The sequence below is a fragment of the Saprospiraceae bacterium genome, assembly GCA_026129545.1.
In the GTDB taxonomy this organism is placed as follows: Bacteria; Bacteroidota; Bacteroidia; order Chitinophagales; family Saprospiraceae; genus M3007.
Map to the genome: position 1 here is coordinate 1,829,488 of JAHCHX010000001.1, position 18,985 is coordinate 1,848,472.

Annotated in this window: 33 protein-coding genes; all 33 read left to right on the top strand. The window is 50.0% G+C overall.

Annotated elements, in window-relative coordinates; all coding sequences use genetic code 11:
* Positions 1-34 precede the first annotated feature (34 nt).
* A complete protein-coding gene (locus tag KIS77_07025; GenBank protein MCW5922074.1) occupies positions 35-577 on the top strand; it encodes an NADH-quinone oxidoreductase subunit B in 543 nt (180 codons plus the stop codon).
* A gap of 85 nt (positions 578-662) precedes the next feature.
* Positions 663-1,190, top strand: coding sequence for an NADH-quinone oxidoreductase subunit C (locus KIS77_07030; GenBank protein MCW5922075.1), 528 nt, complete (start codon positions 663-665; stop codon positions 1,188-1,190).
* Positions 1,191-1,532: 342 nt separating this feature from the next.
* Positions 1,533-1,874: a nucleotidyltransferase domain-containing protein gene (locus KIS77_07035; protein MCW5922076.1), complete on the top strand. Its 342-nt coding sequence runs from the start codon at positions 1,533-1,535 to the stop codon at positions 1,872-1,874.
* A gap of 140 nt (positions 1,875-2,014) precedes the next feature.
* Complete coding sequence (locus KIS77_07040; protein ID MCW5922077.1) at positions 2,015-3,223, top strand: NADH-quinone oxidoreductase subunit D; 1,209 nt, start codon at positions 2,015-2,017, stop codon at positions 3,221-3,223.
* 123 nt (positions 3,224-3,346) lie between these two features.
* The gene (locus KIS77_07045) at positions 3,347-3,889 is read left to right on the top strand and encodes an NAD(P)H-dependent oxidoreductase subunit E (GenBank protein ID MCW5922078.1); all 543 of its coding nucleotides are present in this window, start codon (positions 3,347-3,349) and stop codon (positions 3,887-3,889) included.
* Between the two features lie 238 nt (positions 3,890-4,127).
* Entirely contained in the window at positions 4,128-4,679 is a 552-nt protein-coding gene (locus KIS77_07050) for an SH3 domain-containing protein (protein MCW5922079.1), read from the top strand.
* Positions 4,680-4,720: 41 nt separating this feature from the next.
* On the top strand, positions 4,721-5,113 hold the full coding sequence (locus KIS77_07055; GenBank protein MCW5922080.1) for a DUF2750 domain-containing protein: 393 nt from the start codon (positions 4,721-4,723) through the stop codon (positions 5,111-5,113).
* Between the two features lie 3 nt (positions 5,114-5,116).
* Positions 5,117-5,401, top strand: a complete 285-nt coding sequence (locus KIS77_07060) for a nucleotidyltransferase family protein (GenBank protein ID MCW5922081.1) — start codon at positions 5,117-5,119, stop codon at positions 5,399-5,401.
* Positions 5,394-5,741, top strand: a complete 348-nt coding sequence (locus tag KIS77_07065) for a DUF86 domain-containing protein (GenBank protein MCW5922082.1) — start codon at positions 5,394-5,396, stop codon at positions 5,739-5,741. Before KIS77_07060 ends, KIS77_07065 begins: the two co-directional genes overlap by 8 nt.
* The gene (gene nuoF / locus KIS77_07070) at positions 5,742-7,100 is read left to right on the top strand and encodes an NADH-quinone oxidoreductase subunit NuoF (protein MCW5922083.1); all 1,359 of its coding nucleotides are present in this window, start codon (positions 5,742-5,744) and stop codon (positions 7,098-7,100) included.
* 276 nt (positions 7,101-7,376) lie between these two features.
* Positions 7,377-7,898, top strand: a complete 522-nt coding sequence (locus KIS77_07075; protein MCW5922084.1) for a hypothetical protein — start codon at positions 7,377-7,379, stop codon at positions 7,896-7,898.
* Positions 7,899-7,985: 87 nt separating this feature from the next.
* The gene (locus KIS77_07080; protein ID MCW5922085.1) at positions 7,986-8,474 is read left to right on the top strand and encodes a hypothetical protein; all 489 of its coding nucleotides are present in this window, start codon (positions 7,986-7,988) and stop codon (positions 8,472-8,474) included.
* Between the two features lie 2 nt (positions 8,475-8,476).
* Complete coding sequence (locus tag KIS77_07085; GenBank protein ID MCW5922086.1) at positions 8,477-8,692, top strand: hypothetical protein; 216 nt, start codon at positions 8,477-8,479, stop codon at positions 8,690-8,692.
* A 5-nt stretch (positions 8,693-8,697) separates the two neighbouring features.
* Entirely contained in the window at positions 8,698-9,093 is a 396-nt protein-coding gene (locus KIS77_07090) for a nucleotidyltransferase domain-containing protein (GenBank protein MCW5922087.1), read from the top strand.
* Between the two features lie 166 nt (positions 9,094-9,259).
* Positions 9,260-9,550, top strand: a complete 291-nt coding sequence (locus tag KIS77_07095; protein MCW5922088.1) for a nucleotidyltransferase family protein — start codon at positions 9,260-9,262, stop codon at positions 9,548-9,550.
* Entirely contained in the window at positions 9,547-9,801 is a 255-nt protein-coding gene (locus KIS77_07100; GenBank protein MCW5922089.1) for a DUF86 domain-containing protein, read from the top strand. The genes KIS77_07095 and KIS77_07100 overlap by 4 nt, the downstream gene beginning before the upstream one ends.
* A 91-nt stretch (positions 9,802-9,892) precedes the next feature.
* Positions 9,893-10,183, top strand: coding sequence for a nucleotidyltransferase family protein (locus tag KIS77_07105; protein MCW5922090.1), 291 nt, complete (start codon positions 9,893-9,895; stop codon positions 10,181-10,183).
* Positions 10,180-10,383, top strand: coding sequence for a hypothetical protein (locus KIS77_07110; GenBank protein ID MCW5922091.1), 204 nt, complete (start codon positions 10,180-10,182; stop codon positions 10,381-10,383). Before KIS77_07105 ends, KIS77_07110 begins: the two co-directional genes overlap by 4 nt.
* A 6-nt stretch (positions 10,384-10,389) precedes the next feature.
* Positions 10,390-10,530 (top strand): DUF86 domain-containing protein, encoded by a 141-nt coding sequence (locus KIS77_07115; protein ID MCW5922092.1) that lies wholly within the window; start codon positions 10,390-10,392, stop codon positions 10,528-10,530.
* Between the two features lies 1 nt (position 10,531).
* Positions 10,532-11,464, top strand: coding sequence for a (2Fe-2S)-binding protein (locus KIS77_07120; GenBank protein MCW5922093.1), 933 nt, complete (start codon positions 10,532-10,534; stop codon positions 11,462-11,464).
* Positions 11,465-11,495: 31 nt separating this feature from the next.
* Positions 11,496-11,711: a hypothetical protein gene (locus KIS77_07125; GenBank protein ID MCW5922094.1), complete on the top strand. Its 216-nt coding sequence runs from the start codon at positions 11,496-11,498 to the stop codon at positions 11,709-11,711.
* Positions 11,712-11,877: 166 nt separating this feature from the next.
* Positions 11,878-12,177: a hypothetical protein gene (locus KIS77_07130; protein MCW5922095.1), complete on the top strand. Its 300-nt coding sequence runs from the start codon at positions 11,878-11,880 to the stop codon at positions 12,175-12,177.
* 24 nt (positions 12,178-12,201) lie between these two features.
* On the top strand, positions 12,202-13,236 hold the full coding sequence (gene nuoH, locus KIS77_07135; protein MCW5922096.1) for an NADH-quinone oxidoreductase subunit NuoH: 1,035 nt from the start codon (positions 12,202-12,204) through the stop codon (positions 13,234-13,236).
* 139 nt (positions 13,237-13,375) lie between these two features.
* Complete coding sequence (locus tag KIS77_07140; protein MCW5922097.1) at positions 13,376-13,534, top strand: hypothetical protein; 159 nt, start codon at positions 13,376-13,378, stop codon at positions 13,532-13,534.
* Positions 13,531-13,800: a Fic family protein gene (locus tag KIS77_07145; protein ID MCW5922098.1), complete on the top strand. Its 270-nt coding sequence runs from the start codon at positions 13,531-13,533 to the stop codon at positions 13,798-13,800. The genes KIS77_07140 and KIS77_07145 overlap by 4 nt, the downstream gene beginning before the upstream one ends.
* A gap of 171 nt (positions 13,801-13,971) precedes the next feature.
* The gene (locus KIS77_07150; protein MCW5922099.1) at positions 13,972-14,532 is read left to right on the top strand and encodes an NADH-quinone oxidoreductase subunit I; all 561 of its coding nucleotides are present in this window, start codon (positions 13,972-13,974) and stop codon (positions 14,530-14,532) included.
* 121 nt (positions 14,533-14,653) lie between these two features.
* A complete protein-coding gene (locus KIS77_07155; protein MCW5922100.1) occupies positions 14,654-15,154 on the top strand; it encodes an NADH-quinone oxidoreductase subunit J in 501 nt (166 codons plus the stop codon).
* A gap of 111 nt (positions 15,155-15,265) precedes the next feature.
* Positions 15,266-15,586, top strand: coding sequence for an NADH-quinone oxidoreductase subunit NuoK (gene nuoK / locus KIS77_07160; protein ID MCW5922101.1), 321 nt, complete (start codon positions 15,266-15,268; stop codon positions 15,584-15,586).
* Positions 15,587-15,590: 4 nt separating this feature from the next.
* The gene (locus KIS77_07165; GenBank protein ID MCW5922102.1) at positions 15,591-15,881 is read left to right on the top strand and encodes a nucleotidyltransferase family protein; all 291 of its coding nucleotides are present in this window, start codon (positions 15,591-15,593) and stop codon (positions 15,879-15,881) included.
* Positions 15,882-15,951: 70 nt separating this feature from the next.
* The gene (locus KIS77_07170) at positions 15,952-16,233 is read left to right on the top strand and encodes a DUF86 domain-containing protein (protein ID MCW5922103.1); all 282 of its coding nucleotides are present in this window, start codon (positions 15,952-15,954) and stop codon (positions 16,231-16,233) included.
* Between the two features lie 3 nt (positions 16,234-16,236).
* Complete coding sequence (gene nuoL, locus KIS77_07175; protein MCW5922104.1) at positions 16,237-18,123, top strand: NADH-quinone oxidoreductase subunit L; 1,887 nt, start codon at positions 16,237-16,239, stop codon at positions 18,121-18,123.
* A 243-nt stretch (positions 18,124-18,366) separates the two neighbouring features.
* Positions 18,367-18,684: a nucleotidyltransferase family protein gene (locus KIS77_07180; GenBank protein ID MCW5922105.1), complete on the top strand. Its 318-nt coding sequence runs from the start codon at positions 18,367-18,369 to the stop codon at positions 18,682-18,684.
* Positions 18,650-18,928, top strand: coding sequence for a DUF86 domain-containing protein (locus tag KIS77_07185; GenBank protein ID MCW5922106.1), 279 nt, complete (start codon positions 18,650-18,652; stop codon positions 18,926-18,928). Before KIS77_07180 ends, KIS77_07185 begins: the two co-directional genes overlap by 35 nt.
* Positions 18,929-18,985 lie beyond the last annotated feature (57 nt).

The following is an 18,985-nucleotide window of genomic DNA, read 5'->3' on the forward strand; positions in this document are numbered from 1 at the left end:
TCATAACTCATAGTTCCTAACTCACAACTCAATCATGGGTGTCATTTCAAAAGCAGAAGTGCTCGAAGGGTATATCGGCGAAGGATATCAGCTGACCACCGTCGAGAAAGCGTTGGGTCTGGCCCGCGCCAATTCTATATGGCCGTTGCCTTTCGCCACCTCGTGCTGCGGCATTGAGTTCATGGCCACGATGGGCACGAACTACGACCTTGCCCGATTCGGCATGGAACGACTTTCTTTTTCTCCACGCCAGTCCGATTTGCTCATGGTGATGGGCACGATAGCCAAGAAGATGGGCCCCGTGTTGAAGCAAGTCTATACCCAAATGGCAGAGCCTAAATGGGTTATCGCGGTAGGGGCCTGCGCCAGTTCGGGCGGCATTTTCGACACCTATTCGGTGTTGCAGGGCATTGACAAGGTGATTCCGGTGGATGTGTATGTGCCCGGCTGCCCGCCCCGCCCGGAGCAAATCATTGACGGCGTGATGAAAATACAGGAGCTGGTGAGAAACGAGCCGCTTCGCCGCCGCTATTCGCCGGAGTATCAACATCTTTTGGAGAAATATCAAATCGGGTAAATGCGCTGATGTACCCATTTGAGAATGTGCTAATGGGATTTTTTGGGCACATTCTCAAATGGGTACATTAGTGAATTAGCACATTATGAAAAACGAACTCATCCTCGCCCGCGTCGAACAACAGCATCCCGGCTTCATCGTGTCGCACGATGTAGCGCACGATGGTATCCTGAACGTGGAAACGCCGCGAGAACAAGTCTTTGAGTTGTTGAAATTTCTGCGCGACGACGAGGAGTTGCACTATCACTTCCTAACCACGCTCTGCGGCATCCACTATCCCGAAAACGCGGGACGCGAATTGGGCGTGATTTATCACCTCCACAACTGGCCGCAAAACCGCCGCCTCCGCGTGAAAACGTTTGTCCCGCTCGACGACCCGCATATACCGACCGTCACCACGCTCTGGCCAACAGCCAACTGGATGGAGCGGCAGGAATACGATTTTTTCGGCATCATCTTCACCGGCCACCCCGACCTGCGTCGCATCCTCAATGTGGACGACCTCGACGTGTTCCCGATGCGCAAGGAGTACCGGCTTGAAGATGGGACGCGGACGGACAAGGACGACCGGTTTTTTGGGAGGAAGGGGCATGAAGGGAGGGAGTTTGATTGAATTGTTTGAAAACGATGAGTAAAACTGCTGTTCCAACCAAACCATATGCTTTGTAAACAACTTATGGTTTCCCTTCAGATATTTATGGGTTGTCAAGCGGCAAATGGGCATTTGACAAAAAAAAAGCAGTAGTTTCTCTACAATTTACCAACAACTACCATAAGATACTTCAAATAACAGAGATTAACGATGATGGGACAGAATTTAGAGTTCCATATGATGGAATCGGAGAAGAAGACACTTTTATTCAAAGCCCAATACTGATTGATAAATTTAAATGAATCAAGAACATTTCTCCTCACGCGACAGCATCGGTGAGGAATTTTGAGAAAACAAAAAAGGATGACCACCGGCCAAAAATTCTTCGAGCAACACAAAGCGCAACTCATCGAGTTGTGTCGCCGCTACCCAGTGGAGCGGCTGTATTTGTTCGTCTCGATTTTGACCGACCAATTTGACCCAAAGAAAAGCGACGTGGATGTGCAGGTGTTTTTTGAAGCAAATGGAGACCCTGTCAAGAAGGGCAAATTGAAATGGAATTTTTGGGACGAACTGGAAAATTTGTTTGCAAGAAAAGTAGATATGCTCACGGAGCAACCCCTTCAAAATCCATTTTTTAAAAAAGAAATTGAATCAACCCGGCACTTGGTTTATGAGCGAAAACGAGAAGAAGCATTTGTTTGACATTTTGAACTCGATTCGGGAAATCCAAGAGTACACGACGGGAATATCCGCAATCAAATTATTTGGGAAATTATCCAAGAACAATTGCCGGAATTGAAACAAGAAATCGAAGAAATTTTGAAAAACGAACTCTGACTTCCATGCAAGTCCAATCATACTTCTCCTCGCTCGACAGCATTGACGGTGAACTCGCCACCCTCAATCTCGGCCCGACGCACCCGGCCACGCACGGCATTTTCCAAAACGTGCTGAAAATGGACGGCGAGCGCATCCACTCCGCCGAGCCGACCATCGGCTACATCCACCGCGCTTTCGAGAAACTGGCAGAGCGCCGCCCCTACAATCAGGTGACACCCATCACCGACCGCCTCAACTATTGCTCTTCGCCCATCAACAACATGGGCTGGCACATGACGGTGGAAAAACTCATCGGCTGCGAACTGCCCAAACGCGCCCAGTACATGCGCGTCATCATCATGGAGTTGGCCCGCATCGCCGACCACTTGGTGTGCAACGCCGTCATCGGCGTGGACACGGGGGCGCTCACGGGCTTTACCTATATGTTTCAAGAGCGCGAGCGAATTTACGAGCTGTATGAGGAGGTGTGCGGTTCGCGGCTGACGACCAACATCGGCCGCATCGGCGGAATGGAGCGCGATTTCACCCCGACTTTCCATGCCAAGCTGAAAGACTTTCTCAAAACTTTCCCGGCGCGGTTCGAGGAGTTCAACGATATGCTCGAACGCAATCGCATTTTCATAGACCGCTGCGTCGGCGCTGGCCCCATCTCGGCAGAACGCGCGATGGCCTACGGCTTCACCGGCCCCAACCTTCGCGCCGCCGGCGTGGACTACGACGTGCGGGTGATGAATCCTTACAGCAGTTACGAGGACTTTGATTTCATCGTGCCTGTCGGCAGTGGCGACGGCGACACCTACGACCGCTTCATGGTGCGTCAGGAAGAGATTCGCCAAAGCATTCGCATCATCGAGCAGGCATACAACAATTTGCCTGAAGGCCCCTATCATGCCGATGTGCCCGATTTTTATTTGCCGGAGAAACCCGACGTTTACACCAAAATGGAAGCCCTGATTTATCATTTCAAAGTCGTGATGGGCGAAACGCCGATTCCGGTCGGTGAAGTTTACCACGCGGTGGAAGGCGGCAACGGCGAACTCGGCTACTACCTCATCAGCGACGGAGGCCGCCAACCGTATCGGCTGCATTTCCGCCGCCCGTGTTTCATTTATTATCAGGCATACCCGGAAATGATTCGCGGCTCTATGCTCTCCGACGCGATTTTGACCATGAGTTCGATGAATGTGATTGCGGGGGAACTCGACGCTTGATAGTTTACAAACACAGAGGCACAGAGACACAGAGTTTTTTTGTCATACTGGAAACTTCTCTGTGTCTCTGTGCCTCAGTGTTCGACCTGCCTCTTGAAAACCAATCATTCTGAAAATTCTGATATGCACGCCACAACTCAAAACGGAACACCATTCAAATACTCGCCCGCTGCACTCGCAGAGGTGCAAAATTTGACCAAAAAATACCCCGAAGGTCGGGGCAAAAGCGCCTTGCTCCGCGCCCTGCACATCGCGCAGGAGGAAAATCACGGCTGGCTTAGCGTCAGCGCGATGGACCACGTCGCCGAAGTGCTGGGCATCACGCCTATCGAGGTGTATGAAGTGGCGAGTTTTTACTCGATGTACAACCTCGAACCCGTCGGCAAATACGTCCTCGAATTTTGCCACACAGGGCCTTGCGCCATCGAGGGCGCCGAGCGCATCATCGAGTACACGAAACTCAAACTCGGCATCGGGAAAAACCAGACGACACCCGATGGCCTTTTCACCATTAAAGAAGTCGAATGCCTCGGCGCTTGCGGCTACGCGCCCATGATGCAGGTCGGCGAATTTTTCCACGAACATCTCGACGAAACGAAAATTGACCAATTCATCGAGGATTGCCGGGCGGGGAAAATTGACAAAGGCTCTTGGAAAATGCACTGAGTAAATTGATTTGATTGTTCAACTATGCCAATTGATTCGATTTAATCAGCACAATCGAATCAATCGGCATAATCTCGATAATTCGTTGTAACTACTGAGACAAAATTATTCAAGCATTTCACATGACGACACAACGGCACAAAAAATTGATTATCAGAAAAATAAAATCGCAGTGTCGCCGTGTCGTTGTGTGAAATAAATCTGTCCGGGTACTTATCAACTTTTATTATCTGAAAAAATGACTGCGAAGCGTCTCTACTTTATCCTGCTGATTGTCACATCGTTGCTCCAAAGTTGCGCGAACGACAACAAAAAAACAGCACAACAATCATCGCCTTTGACGACAGATGCGCTGCCTCCACAAGAGCCGACCGCTTCTGCCGAGCCAGCTATTGCAGAAACACAGGAAAATAAAGAAAGCCACATAAGGAAATCCTTAGAGCAACTCCGCGAGAACAAAACAAACAGAATAGGTTCCGTGCCAACGGGCAAAGATGCCGAACTAAATACGACCATCCCAGCCCCACCCACCAAAGTGGAAGGCAAGCGAGTCGAACGGCCAGGCCCGCCGGGATACATCACCCAAAAAGATGCGACTTTGCAGGCAGAACCTTCCCAGAGTGCCGCCAAAATTGCCACCTTGAAGCAATACGAAACGATTTACATTCTGGAAACCAAAATGACAGACGAATCCGGGAGAGCCTATGATATTCCGCAGTGGTACAAAATCCAGTGTGCCGATGGGAAAAAAGGTTGGCTCAAATCTCAATTCGTCGGCCTCCCTTTTTGAAAATCAACCTCATAAACCCTTATCAACTTTTATCAACCCTCATGTTGACTCAAAAACAAATCGAAGAAATATTGGCGAAAAAGCCGGAAAACCGCTACAAATACTTCATCAAAACCGTAGCAGCAGAGGAAGAAGTGTGGGGCTTGGCCGACGAGGAAGGCTGGCTTTTGTTGGAAGACGATGACGACGCCACGGAGGTGCTGGCCGTTTTTCCCAATCCCGAATTCGCAGAAATTTTTCGGGAAAAAGGCGGCTTCGAGGAATTTCAGGTGGAGGCGCTGGACTTGTACGAGTTCACGGAATGGCTCGACGATTTTGAAAAGGAAAAAATGAAGGTAGCGGTATTTCCCACGCCTGATTTTCAGAGTGCGGTGATGACGCCCCAACGTTTGAAAGCAGATTTTCAGGAACAGTTCGATAAAGAACAAGAATAAGTTATGACCGTCGAAACTTTAAAATCGCAGATTGTGCCTATCCTGCAAAAACACCAAGTGGTGAAGGCGGGGCTGTTTGGCTCTTTTGCCCGCAACGAGGCGACGGAGGAAAGTGACGTGGATTTGCTCGTTGAGTTTAGCAAAGTACTTGGGATGTTGCAGTACATGAATTTGAAATTTGAGTTGGAAGATGTTTTGAAAAGGAAAGTTGACTTAATTGAATACGAGGCCATAAAACCGAGAATGCGCCAAAGTATTTTGGAAGACGAAATCCGATTTTATGGCTAAAAGATCTGTCAAACTTTTTGTCCAAGACATTTTTGAGTGCATCGAGTATCTCGAACGATACACGAATGGGATTTCATACGCTGAATTTGAAGTGAATATCGAAAAACAAGACGCAGTAATTTGCAGAATTGAAATCATCGGCGAGGCGACGAAAAACCTGCCGACAACCTTGCGAAACAAATACCCTCACATACCTTGGAAACAAATGGCTGGAATGCGAGACGTGGTTACGCACGATTATTCAGGGGTTTCTTTAACTCGTGTTTGGAACGTCGCCACGCAAGACGCGCCCGCTTTGAAACCTGAGATTCAAAAGATTATAGAAGATTTAACAAAATAAATGGGACGCAAACTCCTGCTCGAACACGCCCACGTACCGGGCATCCACACCTACGAGGTCTATCGCAAACACGGCGGTTACCGCTCGGTGGAAAAGGCATTGAAAACCATGTCGCCCGACGCGGTGGTGGAAGAAGTGAAAAAATCCGGCTTGCGCGGTCGCGGCGGCGCGGGCTTCCCGACCGGCCTGAAATGGTCGTTCCTCGCCAAACCCGAAGGCGTGCCGCGCTACCTGCTTTGCAACGCCGACGAGTCGGAACCCGGCACTTTCAAAGACCGCTTCCTGATGGAAAAAATCCCCCACCTGCTCATCGAGGGGATGATAACGTCGAGTTACGCGCTGGGGGCCAACACCTCTTATATTTATATCCGGGGCGAGTACTCGTGGATTGTTTTTATTTTGGAAAAAGCCATCGCCGAAGCATATCAAAACGGCTGGCTCGGCAAAAACATCCTCGGCTCAGGCTATGACCTCGATTTGTACGTCAACCCCGGCGCGGGCGCGTACATCTGCGGCGAAGAAACCGCCCTCATCGAGAGCCTCGAAGGCAAACGCGGCAACCCGCGCATCAAGCCGCCGTTCCCCGCCGTGAAAGGCCTCTGGCAAAGCCCGACGGTGGTGAACAACGTGGAAACCATCGCTGCTGTCGTGCCCATCGTCAACGACGGCGGCGACGAGTACGCCAAAATCGGCATCGGCAAAAGCACCGGCACAAAACTCATTTCTGCCAGCGGAAACATCAATAAACCAGGCGTTTATGAAATCGAGATGAGCATTTCGGTGGAGGAATTTATCTACTCCGACGAGTGGTGCGGCGGCATCAAAGGCGGCAAACGCCTCAAAGCCTGTGTGCCGGGCGGCTCGTCGGTGCCCATCCTGCCGCACACGCTCGTGACCAAAACGGCGGCAGGCGAAACCCGCATGATGACCTACGAAAGCCTCGCCGACGGCGGTTTTGCCAGCGGCTCCATGCTCGGCTCCGGCGGCTTCATCGTCTATGACGAAGAGCAGTGCATCGTGCGCAACACCTGGAATTTCACGCGCTTCTACCACCATGAGTCTTGCGGCCAATGCTCGCCCTGCCGCGAAGGCACGGGATGGATGGAAAAAGTGCTGTGGCGCATGGAAAACGGCCAAGGCAAAATGAGCGACATTGACCTGCTGGCCGACGTAGCGAAAAAAATCGAGGGCAACACCATCTGCCCGCTCGGCGACGCGGCGGCCTGGCCGGTGAGCGCGGCGATTCGCCACTTCCGCGAGGAATTCGAGTGGCACGTCAGAGAGCCGAAGTTGTGCATGGAGCGGAATTACGGGTTGGTGAGCGAGGTGGGCGTGTTTTTGGAGGGGGTGCAGGGGTGAATTTTTCTGGATGACGATTGCCGATTACATGATTGTTGAATTTTGATGTTGTTGAACACTCTACGGACTTCTAAAATCTGCAATCATGTAATCTGAAATCTTAAATCCATATGCATATACCTCGCGCCGCCAAGTTTTCAGCATCGTCTAGGGTAACGTTTACTAAACTTTTGAAGTTTAGTAAACGTGATCTCATCCTTCCAACCATGCTGAAAACTTGGCGGCACGAGGTATAACAACCATTTTTTTCACGGGTGAACAACAAAAAAACCGGAAATGGATGCGATATTGAATGTTTTAAACAAAGTTGAAATTGAAAATTCTGAATGGTTTTTGAAAGCCAATCAAATCGCAGATGCTTTGTTCCATTTTATCCAGTTGAAAGAAAAAGAAATATACGAAGAGCACAAACCCGATTCATCAAGTGTGGCAATTCAACGGATACTCCTCCCGAAATTGAGTGAATTGGGGTTTGAATCGGAAAAGCAAGGGCTTTTCAACGCCTACCCGGTTTCGTCTTTGAGACCCGATTATTATTTATCTCTCGGAAGCGAAAAGGGAATAATTGTAGAGATTGAAAGAGGAAGAATAGGGAGTAACAATATGGATTTACTGGATTTTTGGAAGTGCCATATTTGCAAAACCGCTAATTGCCTATTCCTCATCGTGCCAATCAATCGCCCAAGTAAAAATGGTAAAACAACTCCTGCTTTTGCTTCTGTTCATCATAGGCTCTCGGTCTTTTTTCAACCCAAAAATCATGTAAATGTAGATGCAGTATTTCTTTTTGGCTATTAAAAAAAGCAAAAAATAACCCTCACCGACATCAAAAACAAACTCACTGCCCTGAAACCCGAACTGAAAACAACCAAGCCAACCTGAGACATGAAAGCAAGTTTCGACATTCGCGGACACCTCCAGCCCTACGGTGCGGTGGAAATGACGCAAGAGGAGTTCGAAGCGTTTTTTGTGACTCAATTTGAAAATGCAGCGCGGCAAGAAATTTTTGAGGAATACCGACAGTACACGGAAGATTTGCGGGCGATTGTAAAAGTGCCGTTCGTGCAGTGGATAGGCGGCAGTTTTGTGACCAACCGAGAAAACCCGAACGATATTGACTTGGTGACGGTTATTGACCACGAGGTGTATGCCGTTCACGAACAGGCAATTGACGAGCAATTCAGCAAGTGGGCTGTCGGTAGGTTTTACCAAAAAATTGATGCCTATACGCTGTGGGAATATCCCGAAGGACACAAATATCATTCGACCTTTTTGGCCGATAAGTTGTACTGGCATGATTGGTTCGCCAATTCCCGGTTCAATCGAGCCGGGAAACGTTTTCCAAAAGGATTCATTCAACTAAACATCAATTGATTATGGAAGCCGAAGCAATGGAAAGCAAGTATGTGAGAATCGCAGAACTCACAGAGAACATTGACAAACTCAACGAGTTGATTGCGCTGCATTCGGCCACAACTCGCAACAGTTCGATGATAAAACAGTATTCCTTCAAGCGGGATGAATTCGTCGCGGAATTGAAAGAACTGTTCAAGTCATTGAACCTTAAATTGGAAGTGGCAGAGGCTGCGTAAAACTTATGGAAACGCTCATCAAAACCCATCTCGCCGACCTCGAACGCCAGCACGACATCAAAATCCTCTATTTGAGCATGGCATCGAGCAATTTTAGGAAGTATTTGAGGCGGGATTTGGTGTGGATGAAAAAGTATCTCTACGTCCTGCGCCCAGTGCTGGCCTGTATGTGGATTGAACGGACGAACACGATAGCGCCGACGGAGTTTCAAAAACTGTTCGAGGCGGAAGTACCGGAGGGGAGTTTGAAATCGGAGATTGAAAAATTGCTGGCGCGAAAAATGGGTGGCGATAAATTGGGCGAAGAACCCCGAATCGGGCCGCTGAATGACTTTTTGGAAGAAAAAAATCGAGTATTACACCGAATACCTGAAAGAATACAATTTTCTCAAACAGCCTGACACAGAAGCATTGAACCAGATTTTTCGAAAGTCGCTGGCAATGTTTGAACAAAGCAAAGGAGAAATCTCGGTGGAAACTGACTGGCACGCCCCGATGGAACTGGTTTACACAAAAGACTTGGAAACATTGGAAGCCATAGCAGGCGTGAAAATCAAACGATAGCAAATGACTCTGTCAGACATCAAAAACAAACTCACCGCCCTGAAACCCGAACTGCACGAGCGGTTCGGCGTGTCGGAAATCGGCCTGTTCGGCTCGTGGGTGCGGGGCGAACAAAAGGAGACGAGCGACATTGACGTGCTGGTGGATTTTGACAAGCCGGTTGATTTGTTCGACCTGATGGAGTTGCAAGAATTTTTGGAAGAAGGTTTTGACAGAAAAGTTGACATTGCCTTGAAACGCAGCCTCAAAAAATACATCGGCCAGTACATTCTGGCAGAGGTTCAATACCTATGAAACGCGACATTCGGGATTTTGCCGACGACATTCTGCTTCACATCGAAACGGCTGAAAAAGCATTCGAGCGAGCGGAAAAACCACTCAAGTATCCTTCGGAGGAAGTGATGTTGATGGTTTATTGTCTGCAAATTATCGGCGAGGCCGTGAAAAATATTCCAGAGGAAATCAGAAAAATTTACCCCAACATCCAATGGAAAAAGATAGCGGGAATGCGCGATGTGCTGATTCATACATTACTGGGGAATTGACTTGGAGATTATCCAACTCACTGTCGCCAACCGATTGCCAGAATTGAAAACTGTCATTAAGCAAATTTTGGAAGCATTACACTAAACAAAAATGACCCTCACCGACATCAAAAACAAACTCACCGCCCTGAAACCCGAACTGCACGAGCGGTTCGGCGTGTCGGAAATCGGCGTGTTCGGTTCGTGGGTGCGGGGCGAGCAGAAGGAAACGAGCGATATTGATGTGCTGGTGGATTTCGACCGGTTTGTAGGCTTGTTTGAACTCATGGAATTGCAGGATTACTTGGAAGAAGTGTTTGGCTGTAATGTGGATATTGCTCCTAAAGACAGTCTTCGCAAGCACATTGGGAAATACATTTTAGCCGAAGTAGAATACCTATGAAGCCTGACATAACCGACTTTTTGGAGGATATTCTGAAGTATTCGGAAATGGCTCGTCAAGTTAAAGAGACAACGAGCCTTGCCGTGCTGAATAGTTTTTCGCCGGAAAGTTTGGCTTTGTCAAAGGCATTGGAAGTCATCGGAGAAGCGGTAAAACAAATACCCGAAACCACGAGAAATAACTATCCTGAAATTCCCTAGAGCTAGATTGCTCGCCTGCGTGACAAGCTGATTCATCACTACTGGAATACAGAGATGACCCGCTTGATTGACATTGTTGAAAACTACTTGCCCGATTTGGAACGAGTCGTAAAACAAATTTTGGAAGACTACAATTTGGAAGAATAATATGCCCAAAGTAAAAATAGACAACTTTGAAGTCGAAGTGCCCGAAGGCACCACCATCCTGAACGCGGCGCGGCAAATCGGCGGCGACATCGTGCCGCCCGCCATGTGCTACTATTCCACGCTCAAAGGCTCGGGCGGCAAGTGCCGCACCTGCCTCGTGAAAGTGACCAAAGGCTCGGAAAAAGACCCGCGCCCCATGCCCAAACTCGTGGCCTCGTGCCAGCAGACGGTGATGGACGGCATGGAAGTCGCCAACATCACGAGCGAAGAAGTGCTGAGAGCGCGGGCGGGCGTGGTCGAGTTTCTGCTCATCAACCACCCGCTCGACTGCCCGATTTGCGACCAGGCAGGCGAGTGTTCGTTGCAGGATTTGGCCTTCGAGCATGGCGCAGAGAAGACGCGCTACGAGTTCGAGCGCCGCACTTTCGAGAAGATTGACATCGGCCCTTACATCAAACTGCACATGACGCGCTGCATCCTGTGCTACCGCTGTGTGATGGTGGCTAACCAGTTGACCGACAACCGCGTGCACGGCGTCATCAATCGCGGCGACCATGCGGAAATCAGCACGTTCATCGAAAAAGCGATTGACAACGACTTTTCCGGCAACGTGATTGATGTCTGTCCTGTTGGCGCTTTGACCGACCGCACGTTTCGCTTCAAAAGCCGCGTGTGGTTTCTCAACCCGTTCGACGCGCACCGCGACTGCCCGACTTGCTCCGGCAAAGCGGTCGTTTGGATGTACGGCAACGAAATCTACCGCGTCACCGCCCGCAAGGACAAGTACGGCGAGGTACACGATTTTATATGCAACACTTGCCGTTTCGAGAAAAAGAACGTGGCGGACTGGACAATCGAAGGCCCGCGCGACATTGACCGCCATTCGGTGATTGGTCAAAATCACTACGAACACGGGGAACTGACGGTGCGGTAGTTTGAAAAACTCGTCAAAAAACGAATGTTTTATGAGCATACTTTCGTCCAACGTCAAAAACGAAGCCCAGGCAAAAGCTGATTCGTTCCCTTTTTTGCCAGTATTGCTGGTGCTGTTTTTGTTGGCAGGAACGATATATTTTGCTCAAAACCCGCTTTGGAATAATGACCGTTTGAAAATCGAAGAAAAGGGCGGCGGCAGAAACGACAAACACGCGAACCCTGATGCCCAAGCCAGCGCGGAATAGAAATACGAAGAAGCAAGAGCCGCGTGGCAAAAGTTGAAATCAAAACCCAACAAAACGCCCGCCGAAAAACAATTGCAACAACAACTCGAAAAACAAGTGAAGCATTGGAAAAAGAAAAAAGATTGGGGCGGCGAAAACCATTCACAAAAACACAAAGGCAATTAAAATGGAAGGCTTGTTCACCATAATTTGCGAATTCAGAAGGGGCACTTATACAAAACAAATAAGGGCCAATTCCCCTGTCGAGGCTTTTCAACTTTGGGCAACCTCGTTCAAAGACGAAGGCTTTTTGCCCAAGCAAGAAATCGCTGATTTTGCAGAAGAAGTTGAAAACTCACTCAGCGAAGGCAACATCGTAGCCCTCGAATCGCTTCAAAACGTGTGGTACGAAGGCTTTTCCATTGGCGACGATTTGCTGGAAGTTCTGATTGTCAGCACAAACGAGGCCGAGGTTTTTGTTTCATAATCTAAGAACCAGTAAACAGACAAAATGATTGCTATCATACTTTTCACCTTCGCACTTTTTCTCGAAAAAATCATTCTCATCGCCGTCCTCTTTGGCCTGACGCTGGGGGTGGCGGCCTACTCCACTTACGGCGAGCGCAAAGTCGCCGCTTTCATCCAAGACCGCCTCGGCCCGAACCGAGCGGGGCCTTGGGGCCTCTTGCAGCCGCTCGTGGACGGCGCGAAGTTTTTCACGAAAGAAGACTTCATGCCCAACGCGGCAGAAAAATGGCTCTTCATACTCGCACCGGGGGCCTTCATGTTCGTGGCGCTTATGACAAGCGCCGTCATTCCATGGGGCACCCAACTGACCCTTTTTGGCGCAGCCGTTGATTTGCAAGTGGCCGACCTCAATATCGGCATCCTCTACATCATGGGTTTTACCTCGCTGGGCGTCTATGGTATCATGATAGGCGGATGGGCTTCGAACAACAAATTCTCGCTCTATGGTGCCATTCGCGCCTCCGCGCAGATGGTTTCTTACGAATTGGCGATGGGGCTTGCCATCATTGCCGTCGTGATGTTGACGGGTACTTTGAGCCTCCGGGAAATGGCCGCGCAACAGACAGGCTTCAACTGGAACATCTGGTACCAGCCGCTTGGGTTCTTGCTTTTTTTCGTGTGCAGCCTCGCCGAATGCAATCGTGCTCCGTTCGACATGGCCGAATGCGAGACAGAACTTGTGGGAGGGTATCACACCGAGTACAGCTCCATGAAATTGGGCTTTTTCCTCTTTGCCGAATACATCAATATGTTCATCGCCTGCGCGGTCATCGCCACCATGTACTTTGGGGGCTACAACTTTCCCGGCGTGGACCCCGGCTGGCTCGGCGGCTTGATGGGGCCCATCGTGATGCTTGCCAAGACCTTCTTTTTCATCTTCGTGTTCATGTGGATTCGCTGGACGATTCCGCGTTTCCGCTACGACCAGCTGATGCGCCTCGGCTGGAAATCGCTCATTCCGCTGGCGATTTTGAATATGGTGCTGACGGGTGCGGGGGTGTTGTTGTTTGGGAAATGATTTCGATTATTCCGATTGGTTCGATTGATTTGATTTTTGGAACAGAAGAGACGAAATTGAAGTTTTGCAATCATTGTTTCACCTTTTAAATTGAAAAGCAATGAGTTCGATAACTTTCAAAATTGATGACAAGAAAAAAATGCTTTTGGAAGAAACCGCCAAAAGCCTCAATGTATCGGTGGACGAGTTGATGAACGAGGCAATTGACAAGTACATGAAGGAAAAAGAGGAGAGATTCCAAGCCGCTCGCGCTTATGTGAGAGAACGCTATCGCGAACTTTACAAACGGCTGGCATGAGAATCTTTTATTTGACGCGCAAAGACATTCTCCAAATCCACGAAGACGCGATTGTAGATTCGGGAGGAGGTCACGGGATGCGAGATGAAGCAGGTATCGAATCCGCCATTGCCGCGCCGCAAGCCATGTATTTTGGGCAAGAGCAGTACCCAACAATTGCCGAAAAGGCCGCTATTTTGTGTTTTGAACCCGTGACCCAACACCCTTTCATTGACGGGAACAAAAGAGCAGGGCATGGGGAGCAATGGCGAACTTTCTGCACATGAACGGCTATATCATTGATGCCGACGACGACGAACAAGAAGCCGTCATCCTTCAAGTCGCCTCCGGAGAAATGAACAAAGACACCTTCACCAAATGGGTGAAATCCAAAATGAAGCCCCTCGAAACTAAGTAACCCAATTGGATTTAATCGAAAAATCGAATCATTCGACAATATGCAACCACTCACCAACCGCTCGAAAAACGTCGTCAACAAGGAAATGACCTTCTGGGAGCGCATCTACCTGCCCGCTATTTTCAAGGGCATGCGGACGACGTTGAAACACTTTTTCCGCAAAAAAAACACGGTGAACTACCCGGAGGAAAAGCGGGAGTTCGCGCCCGTGTATCGCGGCTGGCACGTCCTGAAACGCGACGAACAAGGCCGCGAAAACTGCACGGCCTGTGGCCTTTGCGCCGTCGCCTGCCCAGCGGAGGCCATCACGATGGAGGCAGCAGAGCGCGAACGGGGCGAGGAACACCTCTACCGCGAGGAGAAGTACGCCGCTGTGTACGAAATCAATATGCTGCGCTGCATCTTCTGCGGCCTCTGCGAGGAGGCTTGCCCGAAGGAGGCGATTTTCCTGACCGACCGCCTCATCCCGGCAGACTATGTGCGGCAAAACTTCATTTTTGGAAAAGATATGCTCGTGGAGGGCGTGGAGCCTGAAAAACGGGTGGACGTGACCGTGCGGCAAAAACACCTCACTGAAAAGAAGACTGCTGTCGGCGTTTAGCGCCATTCGCCCGAGCAGGCATCTTTTAAGATGGGGCTGTTGGCAGTTTTATACTTTTGCGCCCAGTTTTTCACCCCCAATGCGCCCAACGCGACCTCAATAACGAACGACCAACCGACACATGGCACTATACGTTTTTCTGACCCTTGCAGTCGTCTCTGTTGTATTCTCGCTGCTCATGGTGTTCACCAAGAACCCCGTTCACAGCGTCATCTACCTGATTATCACTTTCTTCTCCATAGCTGGACAATATGTGATGCTCAACGCGCAGTTCCTCGCAGTGGTACACATCATCGTGTATGCGGGTGCCATCATGGTATTGTTCCTGTTCGTGCTGATGCTGCTCAATCTCAACGCCGCCGCAGAACCCACCCAGTCGAGGCTGTGGAAATTGGGGGCCGGCATCGCCGCGGGGATGTTGTTCGTCACGTTGGTAGGCGCGTTGAAAGGCAGCATTCAGGTGGACACACCACCCGATGCCGATGGCCATGTCGGGCTGGTGGAGAATCTGGGCAAGGTGCTGTTCACCGACTTTGTGGTGCCGTTCGAGATTGCAGGGATTTTGTTTTTGGCGGCGATGGTGGGGGCGGTGCTGGTGGGGAAAAGGGATTTGAAAGTTTAAATAATTTCACCGCAGAGACGCGGAGGCGCAGAGTTTTTTTGTCATCCGCCAAAGGGCGGAACTGCTCTGCGCCTCGGTGTCTCTGCGGTTATTAAAAAATAAACTGCGATTATGCTCGAAACGATAAAACACGTCCCCATTGACTACTACGTCTGGCTCAGCACCGTGCTGTTCGTCATCGGCGTGTTCGGCGTGCTCGTGCGCCGCAACGCCATCGTCGTGCTCATGTGCGTCGAACTCATGCTAAACGCCGTGAACCTCATGCTCGCCGCTTTTTCCACCTACCTCAACGACGCGCAAGGGCAAATCATGGTGTTTTTCATCATGGTCGTCGCGGCGGCAGAGGCGGCGGTCGGGCTGGGCATTCTGGTGATGATTTACCGGAACACGAAAAGCACGGATGTTTCACTCCTCGACAAACTGCGAAATTAAAATTATGACAACGCGAGAACACATTTTATCCAAACTCGCGCAAGCAAAACCTGCGCTGTCCAAGAACTATCCCATCAGTAGCATGGCGCTTTTTGGTTCCGTGAGTCGAGGGGAAGACGTGTCGGACAGTGACGTGGATATCTTGGTGGAATTCTCTCAACCAGCCGGGACGCAGTTCATCCATTTGGCTTACGAGTTAGAGCGGATTTTGCAGAAGAAAGTGGATTTGGTATCAAAAAATGGCATCAAAGAGGCATATTTTAAAGAGATTCAGCCCGACCTGATTTATGTCTAAACGCAACGCCATTTTGCTTTTGAAAGATATTCTCGAATCAGCAAGACTTATCTAGGAATACACCGACGGCCTGAACCTCGAAGCGTTTTTTAAAGACTCAAAGACGCGGGATGCCGTGGTGCGCAATTTTGAAATCATTGGAGAAGCGGCCAATAATTTGCCAAAAGACCTCACGCGAAAACATCCTGAAATTGACTGGGCAGGCGTTGTCGGGTTTCGGAACATTCTGATTCATGATTATTTCGGCGTTGACTATGCCATGCTTTGGAATATTCTCGAAGTGTTTTTACCAGATTTGAAAATGAAAATTACACTGATTGTCCAAGTTTTGGAAAATCAGTCGAAAACATAAAAGATGAACCAACTCATACCACTCATCCCCTTCCTACCCTTCATCGGGTTCCTCATCAACGGCTTGTTCGGCAGCCGCCTGTCGAAAAGCGTTGTCGGCGTCATCGGCAGCGGCACTTTGCTGGCTTCGTTCCTGCTGAGCGTGATGTGTTTCAACCAAATCGCCGCTACCGGGCCAATTCATACCGTGCTGTACAACTTCTTCACGGTGGACAGCCTCGCGGTCAATTTCGGCTTCCTCGTGGACCATCTTTCCGTGTGGATGATGCTGATTGTCACGGGCATAGGTTTCCTCATTCACGTCTATAGCATCGGCTATATGCACGACGACGAGGCGTTTTGGAAGTTTTTCGCCTACCTCAACCTCTTCATTTTCGCGATGCTGCTGCTGGTGATGGGCGACAATCTCTTGATGCTGTTTTTCGGCTGGGAAGGCGTGGGCTTGTGTTCCTACCTGCTCATCGGGTTTTGGAACAAAAACCGCGAGTACGTCAAGGCCGCGAACAAAGCCTTCATCATGAACCGCATCGGCGACTTGGGACTGCTGCTCGGCATTTTCCTGATTTTCAGAACCTTCGGCAGCATCAATTTTTCAGAAATTTTCGCCGCATTGCCAACCGTTCGCCTCGAAGCAGGTATCGTGACGGCGATTTGCATCCTGCTTTTCATCGGCGCCATCGGCAAAAGCGCCCAAATCCCGCTCTACACCTGGCTGCCCGACGCGATGGCTGGCCCAACACCTGTCTCTGCACTCATCCACGCGGCCACGATGGTGACGGCGGGGGTGTATCTCTTGGCGCGTTGCAACCCCCTCTACTCGCTCTCGCCCGACGCGATGCAATTCGTGGCGGTTATCGGCCTCGTCACTTGTTTGTTCGCAGCGGTTATAGGCTTGCGGCAGAACGACATCAAAAAAGTGTTGGCCTACTCTACAGTGTCTCAATTGGGTTTGATGTTCGTGGCGCTCGGCATGGGCGCTTACGCCAGCGCGATGTTTCACGTCACCACCCACGCTTTTTTCAAAGCCCTGCTCTTCCTCGCGGCGGGCAGCGTGATTCATGGCATGGGCGGCGAGCAGGACATCCGCAACATGGGCGGCCTGCGCAAAGCGATGCCTGTCACGTTTTGGGTGTTCCTCATCGGCACTTTTGCCATTTCGGGGTTCCCGCTCATGTCGGGCTTTTTCTCGAAAGACGAAATTTTCGCCTTCAGCTGGCAAAACGGCGGCCCACTCTGGTGGGGCCTTGCGGGATTGGGCGCGATGTTCACCGCGATTTATATGTGCCGCTTGCTCTACGTCACCTTCTTCGGCGAGTTTCGCGGCACTTCCGAGCAAAAACACCATCTCCACGAAAGCCCCAAGGTGATGACCGTGCCGCTCATTATTCTGGCCGTGCTCTCCGTCGTCGGCGGCTTCCTGAACACGCCGCATTTCATGCACTTGGGCAGCGAGCAATGGCTGGCGCACTGGTTTTCTTCCGTGATTCCAATGGCCGAAATGCACCTCGACCCCAGCACCGAGTGGTCGCTGATGATTTTCACGACCTCGCTCGCGGTGGCGATTATCGTCGGGTTGTATTTTGTGTATGGTAAAAAATCGAACTTGCCCGTGCCGGATGCCGAGCAACGCGGCCTCACGCGGGTGATTGCGAACAAGTTTTATGTGGATGAAATTTACGACTTCCTGTTCGTGAAGCCCATACAGCGCCTCTCTCGTTTCTTACATCATTACGTTGATATTCAGGGAATAGACGGCCTCGTGAACGGTATCGGCGCGGGGGTGCAGCGGCTGGGCGCGGAGTTTCGGAAACTGCAAAACGGCAACATCGAATACTACCTGCTTGGCATGGTGGCAGGGGCGGTGCTGCTGTTGTTGACGTTGTTTGTGTGAGACAAAACATCTACCATGCGCATGACAAAAAAACTCCGTGCCTCTGTGTTCGCACGTAAGCGTGAAGGTTTAGAACACGGAGACACAGAGGCACAGAGGTACCCTCAGATGACAAAAAATGAAGGCCGCTGAAGCCAAACCATGAACACCGAAAAATAAAAACCCTGCTCTTCCAATTTGCATCAATCCCAAATCAACGAAAGCAACGAATTCCAGATTTACAAAATAAAGAAAGACTGAACCATGCGCCTTTCCAAGCAAAAACTCAAAGCTATTGCCGCTTACTTTCAGGACAAACCAGTCTTGAAAGCATACCTGTTCGGCTCCTACGCGAGAGGCGAAGCCAACCGGAAAAGCGACATTGATATTTTGGTGGAGTTGGACTACACGCAAAAAATCGGGCTGGCTTTTTTTGGAATGGAGGCGGAATTGGAAAAATTGCTTGGCCGAAAGGTTGATTTATTGACCTCTGAAAGCCTCTCGCCCTATGTGAAACCCTACATCGAAGCCGATAAAATTTTGATTTATGAAAGAGGCCATCGGAGACAAGGCGAGACTTAGTCATATCCGCGACTCGGTTCGCTCGATACTGAAATTCGTCGAGGATGCGACTTTCGAGGATTTTCGGCAAAATGCCATGATGTTCTCGGCCTGCGTCAGACATTTTGGAATTATCGGCGAAGCCGCGTCCAGAGTGACGGAAGAATTGAGAGCCAAATACCCGGAAGTTGCTTGGAGTATGATGACCGGAATGCGCAACATCGTGATTCATAGATATTTCGGAATAGATGAGATTGTCCTTTAGCAGACGATTGAACAAGACTTGCCTGTCCTCGAAAAACAAATGGAAGCCATTTTGCAA

Excerpts from the sequence above, each read along its gene's own strand:
- KIS77_07025 (MCW5922074.1), top strand. The coding sequence starts at position 35 with ATGGGTGTCATTTCAAAAGCAGAAGTGCTCGAAGGGTATATCGGCGAA.
- KIS77_07030 (MCW5922075.1), top strand. The coding sequence starts at position 663 with ATGAAAAACGAACTCATCCTCGCCCGCGTCGAACAACAGCATCCCGGC.
- KIS77_07035 (MCW5922076.1), top strand. The coding sequence starts at position 1,533 with ATGACCACCGGCCAAAAATTCTTCGAGCAACACAAAGCGCAACTCATC.
- KIS77_07040 (MCW5922077.1), top strand. The coding sequence starts at position 2,015 with ATGCAAGTCCAATCATACTTCTCCTCGCTCGACAGCATTGACGGTGAA.
- KIS77_07045 (MCW5922078.1), top strand. The coding sequence starts at position 3,347 with ATGCACGCCACAACTCAAAACGGAACACCATTCAAATACTCGCCCGCT.
- KIS77_07050 (MCW5922079.1), top strand. The coding sequence starts at position 4,128 with ATGACTGCGAAGCGTCTCTACTTTATCCTGCTGATTGTCACATCGTTG.
- KIS77_07055 (MCW5922080.1), top strand. The coding sequence starts at position 4,721 with ATGTTGACTCAAAAACAAATCGAAGAAATATTGGCGAAAAAGCCGGAA.
- KIS77_07060 (MCW5922081.1), top strand. The coding sequence starts at position 5,117 with ATGACCGTCGAAACTTTAAAATCGCAGATTGTGCCTATCCTGCAAAAA.
- KIS77_07065 (MCW5922082.1), top strand. The coding sequence starts at position 5,394 with ATGGCTAAAAGATCTGTCAAACTTTTTGTCCAAGACATTTTTGAGTGC.
- nuoF (MCW5922083.1), top strand. The coding sequence starts at position 5,742 with ATGGGACGCAAACTCCTGCTCGAACACGCCCACGTACCGGGCATCCAC.
- KIS77_07075 (MCW5922084.1), top strand. The coding sequence starts at position 7,377 with ATGGATGCGATATTGAATGTTTTAAACAAAGTTGAAATTGAAAATTCT.
- KIS77_07080 (MCW5922085.1), top strand. The coding sequence starts at position 7,986 with ATGAAAGCAAGTTTCGACATTCGCGGACACCTCCAGCCCTACGGTGCG.
- KIS77_07085 (MCW5922086.1), top strand. The coding sequence starts at position 8,477 with ATGGAAGCCGAAGCAATGGAAAGCAAGTATGTGAGAATCGCAGAACTC.
- KIS77_07090 (MCW5922087.1), top strand. The coding sequence starts at position 8,698 with ATGGAAACGCTCATCAAAACCCATCTCGCCGACCTCGAACGCCAGCAC.
- KIS77_07095 (MCW5922088.1), top strand. The coding sequence starts at position 9,260 with ATGACTCTGTCAGACATCAAAAACAAACTCACCGCCCTGAAACCCGAA.
- KIS77_07100 (MCW5922089.1), top strand. The coding sequence starts at position 9,547 with ATGAAACGCGACATTCGGGATTTTGCCGACGACATTCTGCTTCACATC.
- KIS77_07105 (MCW5922090.1), top strand. The coding sequence starts at position 9,893 with ATGACCCTCACCGACATCAAAAACAAACTCACCGCCCTGAAACCCGAA.
- KIS77_07110 (MCW5922091.1), top strand. The coding sequence starts at position 10,180 with ATGAAGCCTGACATAACCGACTTTTTGGAGGATATTCTGAAGTATTCG.
- KIS77_07120 (MCW5922093.1), top strand. The coding sequence starts at position 10,532 with ATGCCCAAAGTAAAAATAGACAACTTTGAAGTCGAAGTGCCCGAAGGC.
- KIS77_07125 (MCW5922094.1), top strand. The coding sequence starts at position 11,496 with ATGAGCATACTTTCGTCCAACGTCAAAAACGAAGCCCAGGCAAAAGCT.
- KIS77_07130 (MCW5922095.1), top strand. The coding sequence starts at position 11,878 with ATGGAAGGCTTGTTCACCATAATTTGCGAATTCAGAAGGGGCACTTAT.
- nuoH (MCW5922096.1), top strand. The coding sequence starts at position 12,202 with ATGATTGCTATCATACTTTTCACCTTCGCACTTTTTCTCGAAAAAATC.
- KIS77_07140 (MCW5922097.1), top strand. The coding sequence starts at position 13,376 with ATGCTTTTGGAAGAAACCGCCAAAAGCCTCAATGTATCGGTGGACGAG.
- KIS77_07145 (MCW5922098.1), top strand. The coding sequence starts at position 13,531 with ATGAGAATCTTTTATTTGACGCGCAAAGACATTCTCCAAATCCACGAA.
- KIS77_07150 (MCW5922099.1), top strand. The coding sequence starts at position 13,972 with ATGCAACCACTCACCAACCGCTCGAAAAACGTCGTCAACAAGGAAATG.
- KIS77_07155 (MCW5922100.1), top strand. The coding sequence starts at position 14,654 with ATGGCACTATACGTTTTTCTGACCCTTGCAGTCGTCTCTGTTGTATTC.
- nuoK (MCW5922101.1), top strand. The coding sequence starts at position 15,266 with ATGCTCGAAACGATAAAACACGTCCCCATTGACTACTACGTCTGGCTC.
- KIS77_07165 (MCW5922102.1), top strand. The coding sequence starts at position 15,591 with ATGACAACGCGAGAACACATTTTATCCAAACTCGCGCAAGCAAAACCT.
- nuoL (MCW5922104.1), top strand. The coding sequence starts at position 16,237 with ATGAACCAACTCATACCACTCATCCCCTTCCTACCCTTCATCGGGTTC.
- KIS77_07180 (MCW5922105.1), top strand. The coding sequence starts at position 18,367 with ATGCGCCTTTCCAAGCAAAAACTCAAAGCTATTGCCGCTTACTTTCAG.
- KIS77_07185 (MCW5922106.1), top strand. The coding sequence starts at position 18,650 with ATGAAAGAGGCCATCGGAGACAAGGCGAGACTTAGTCATATCCGCGAC.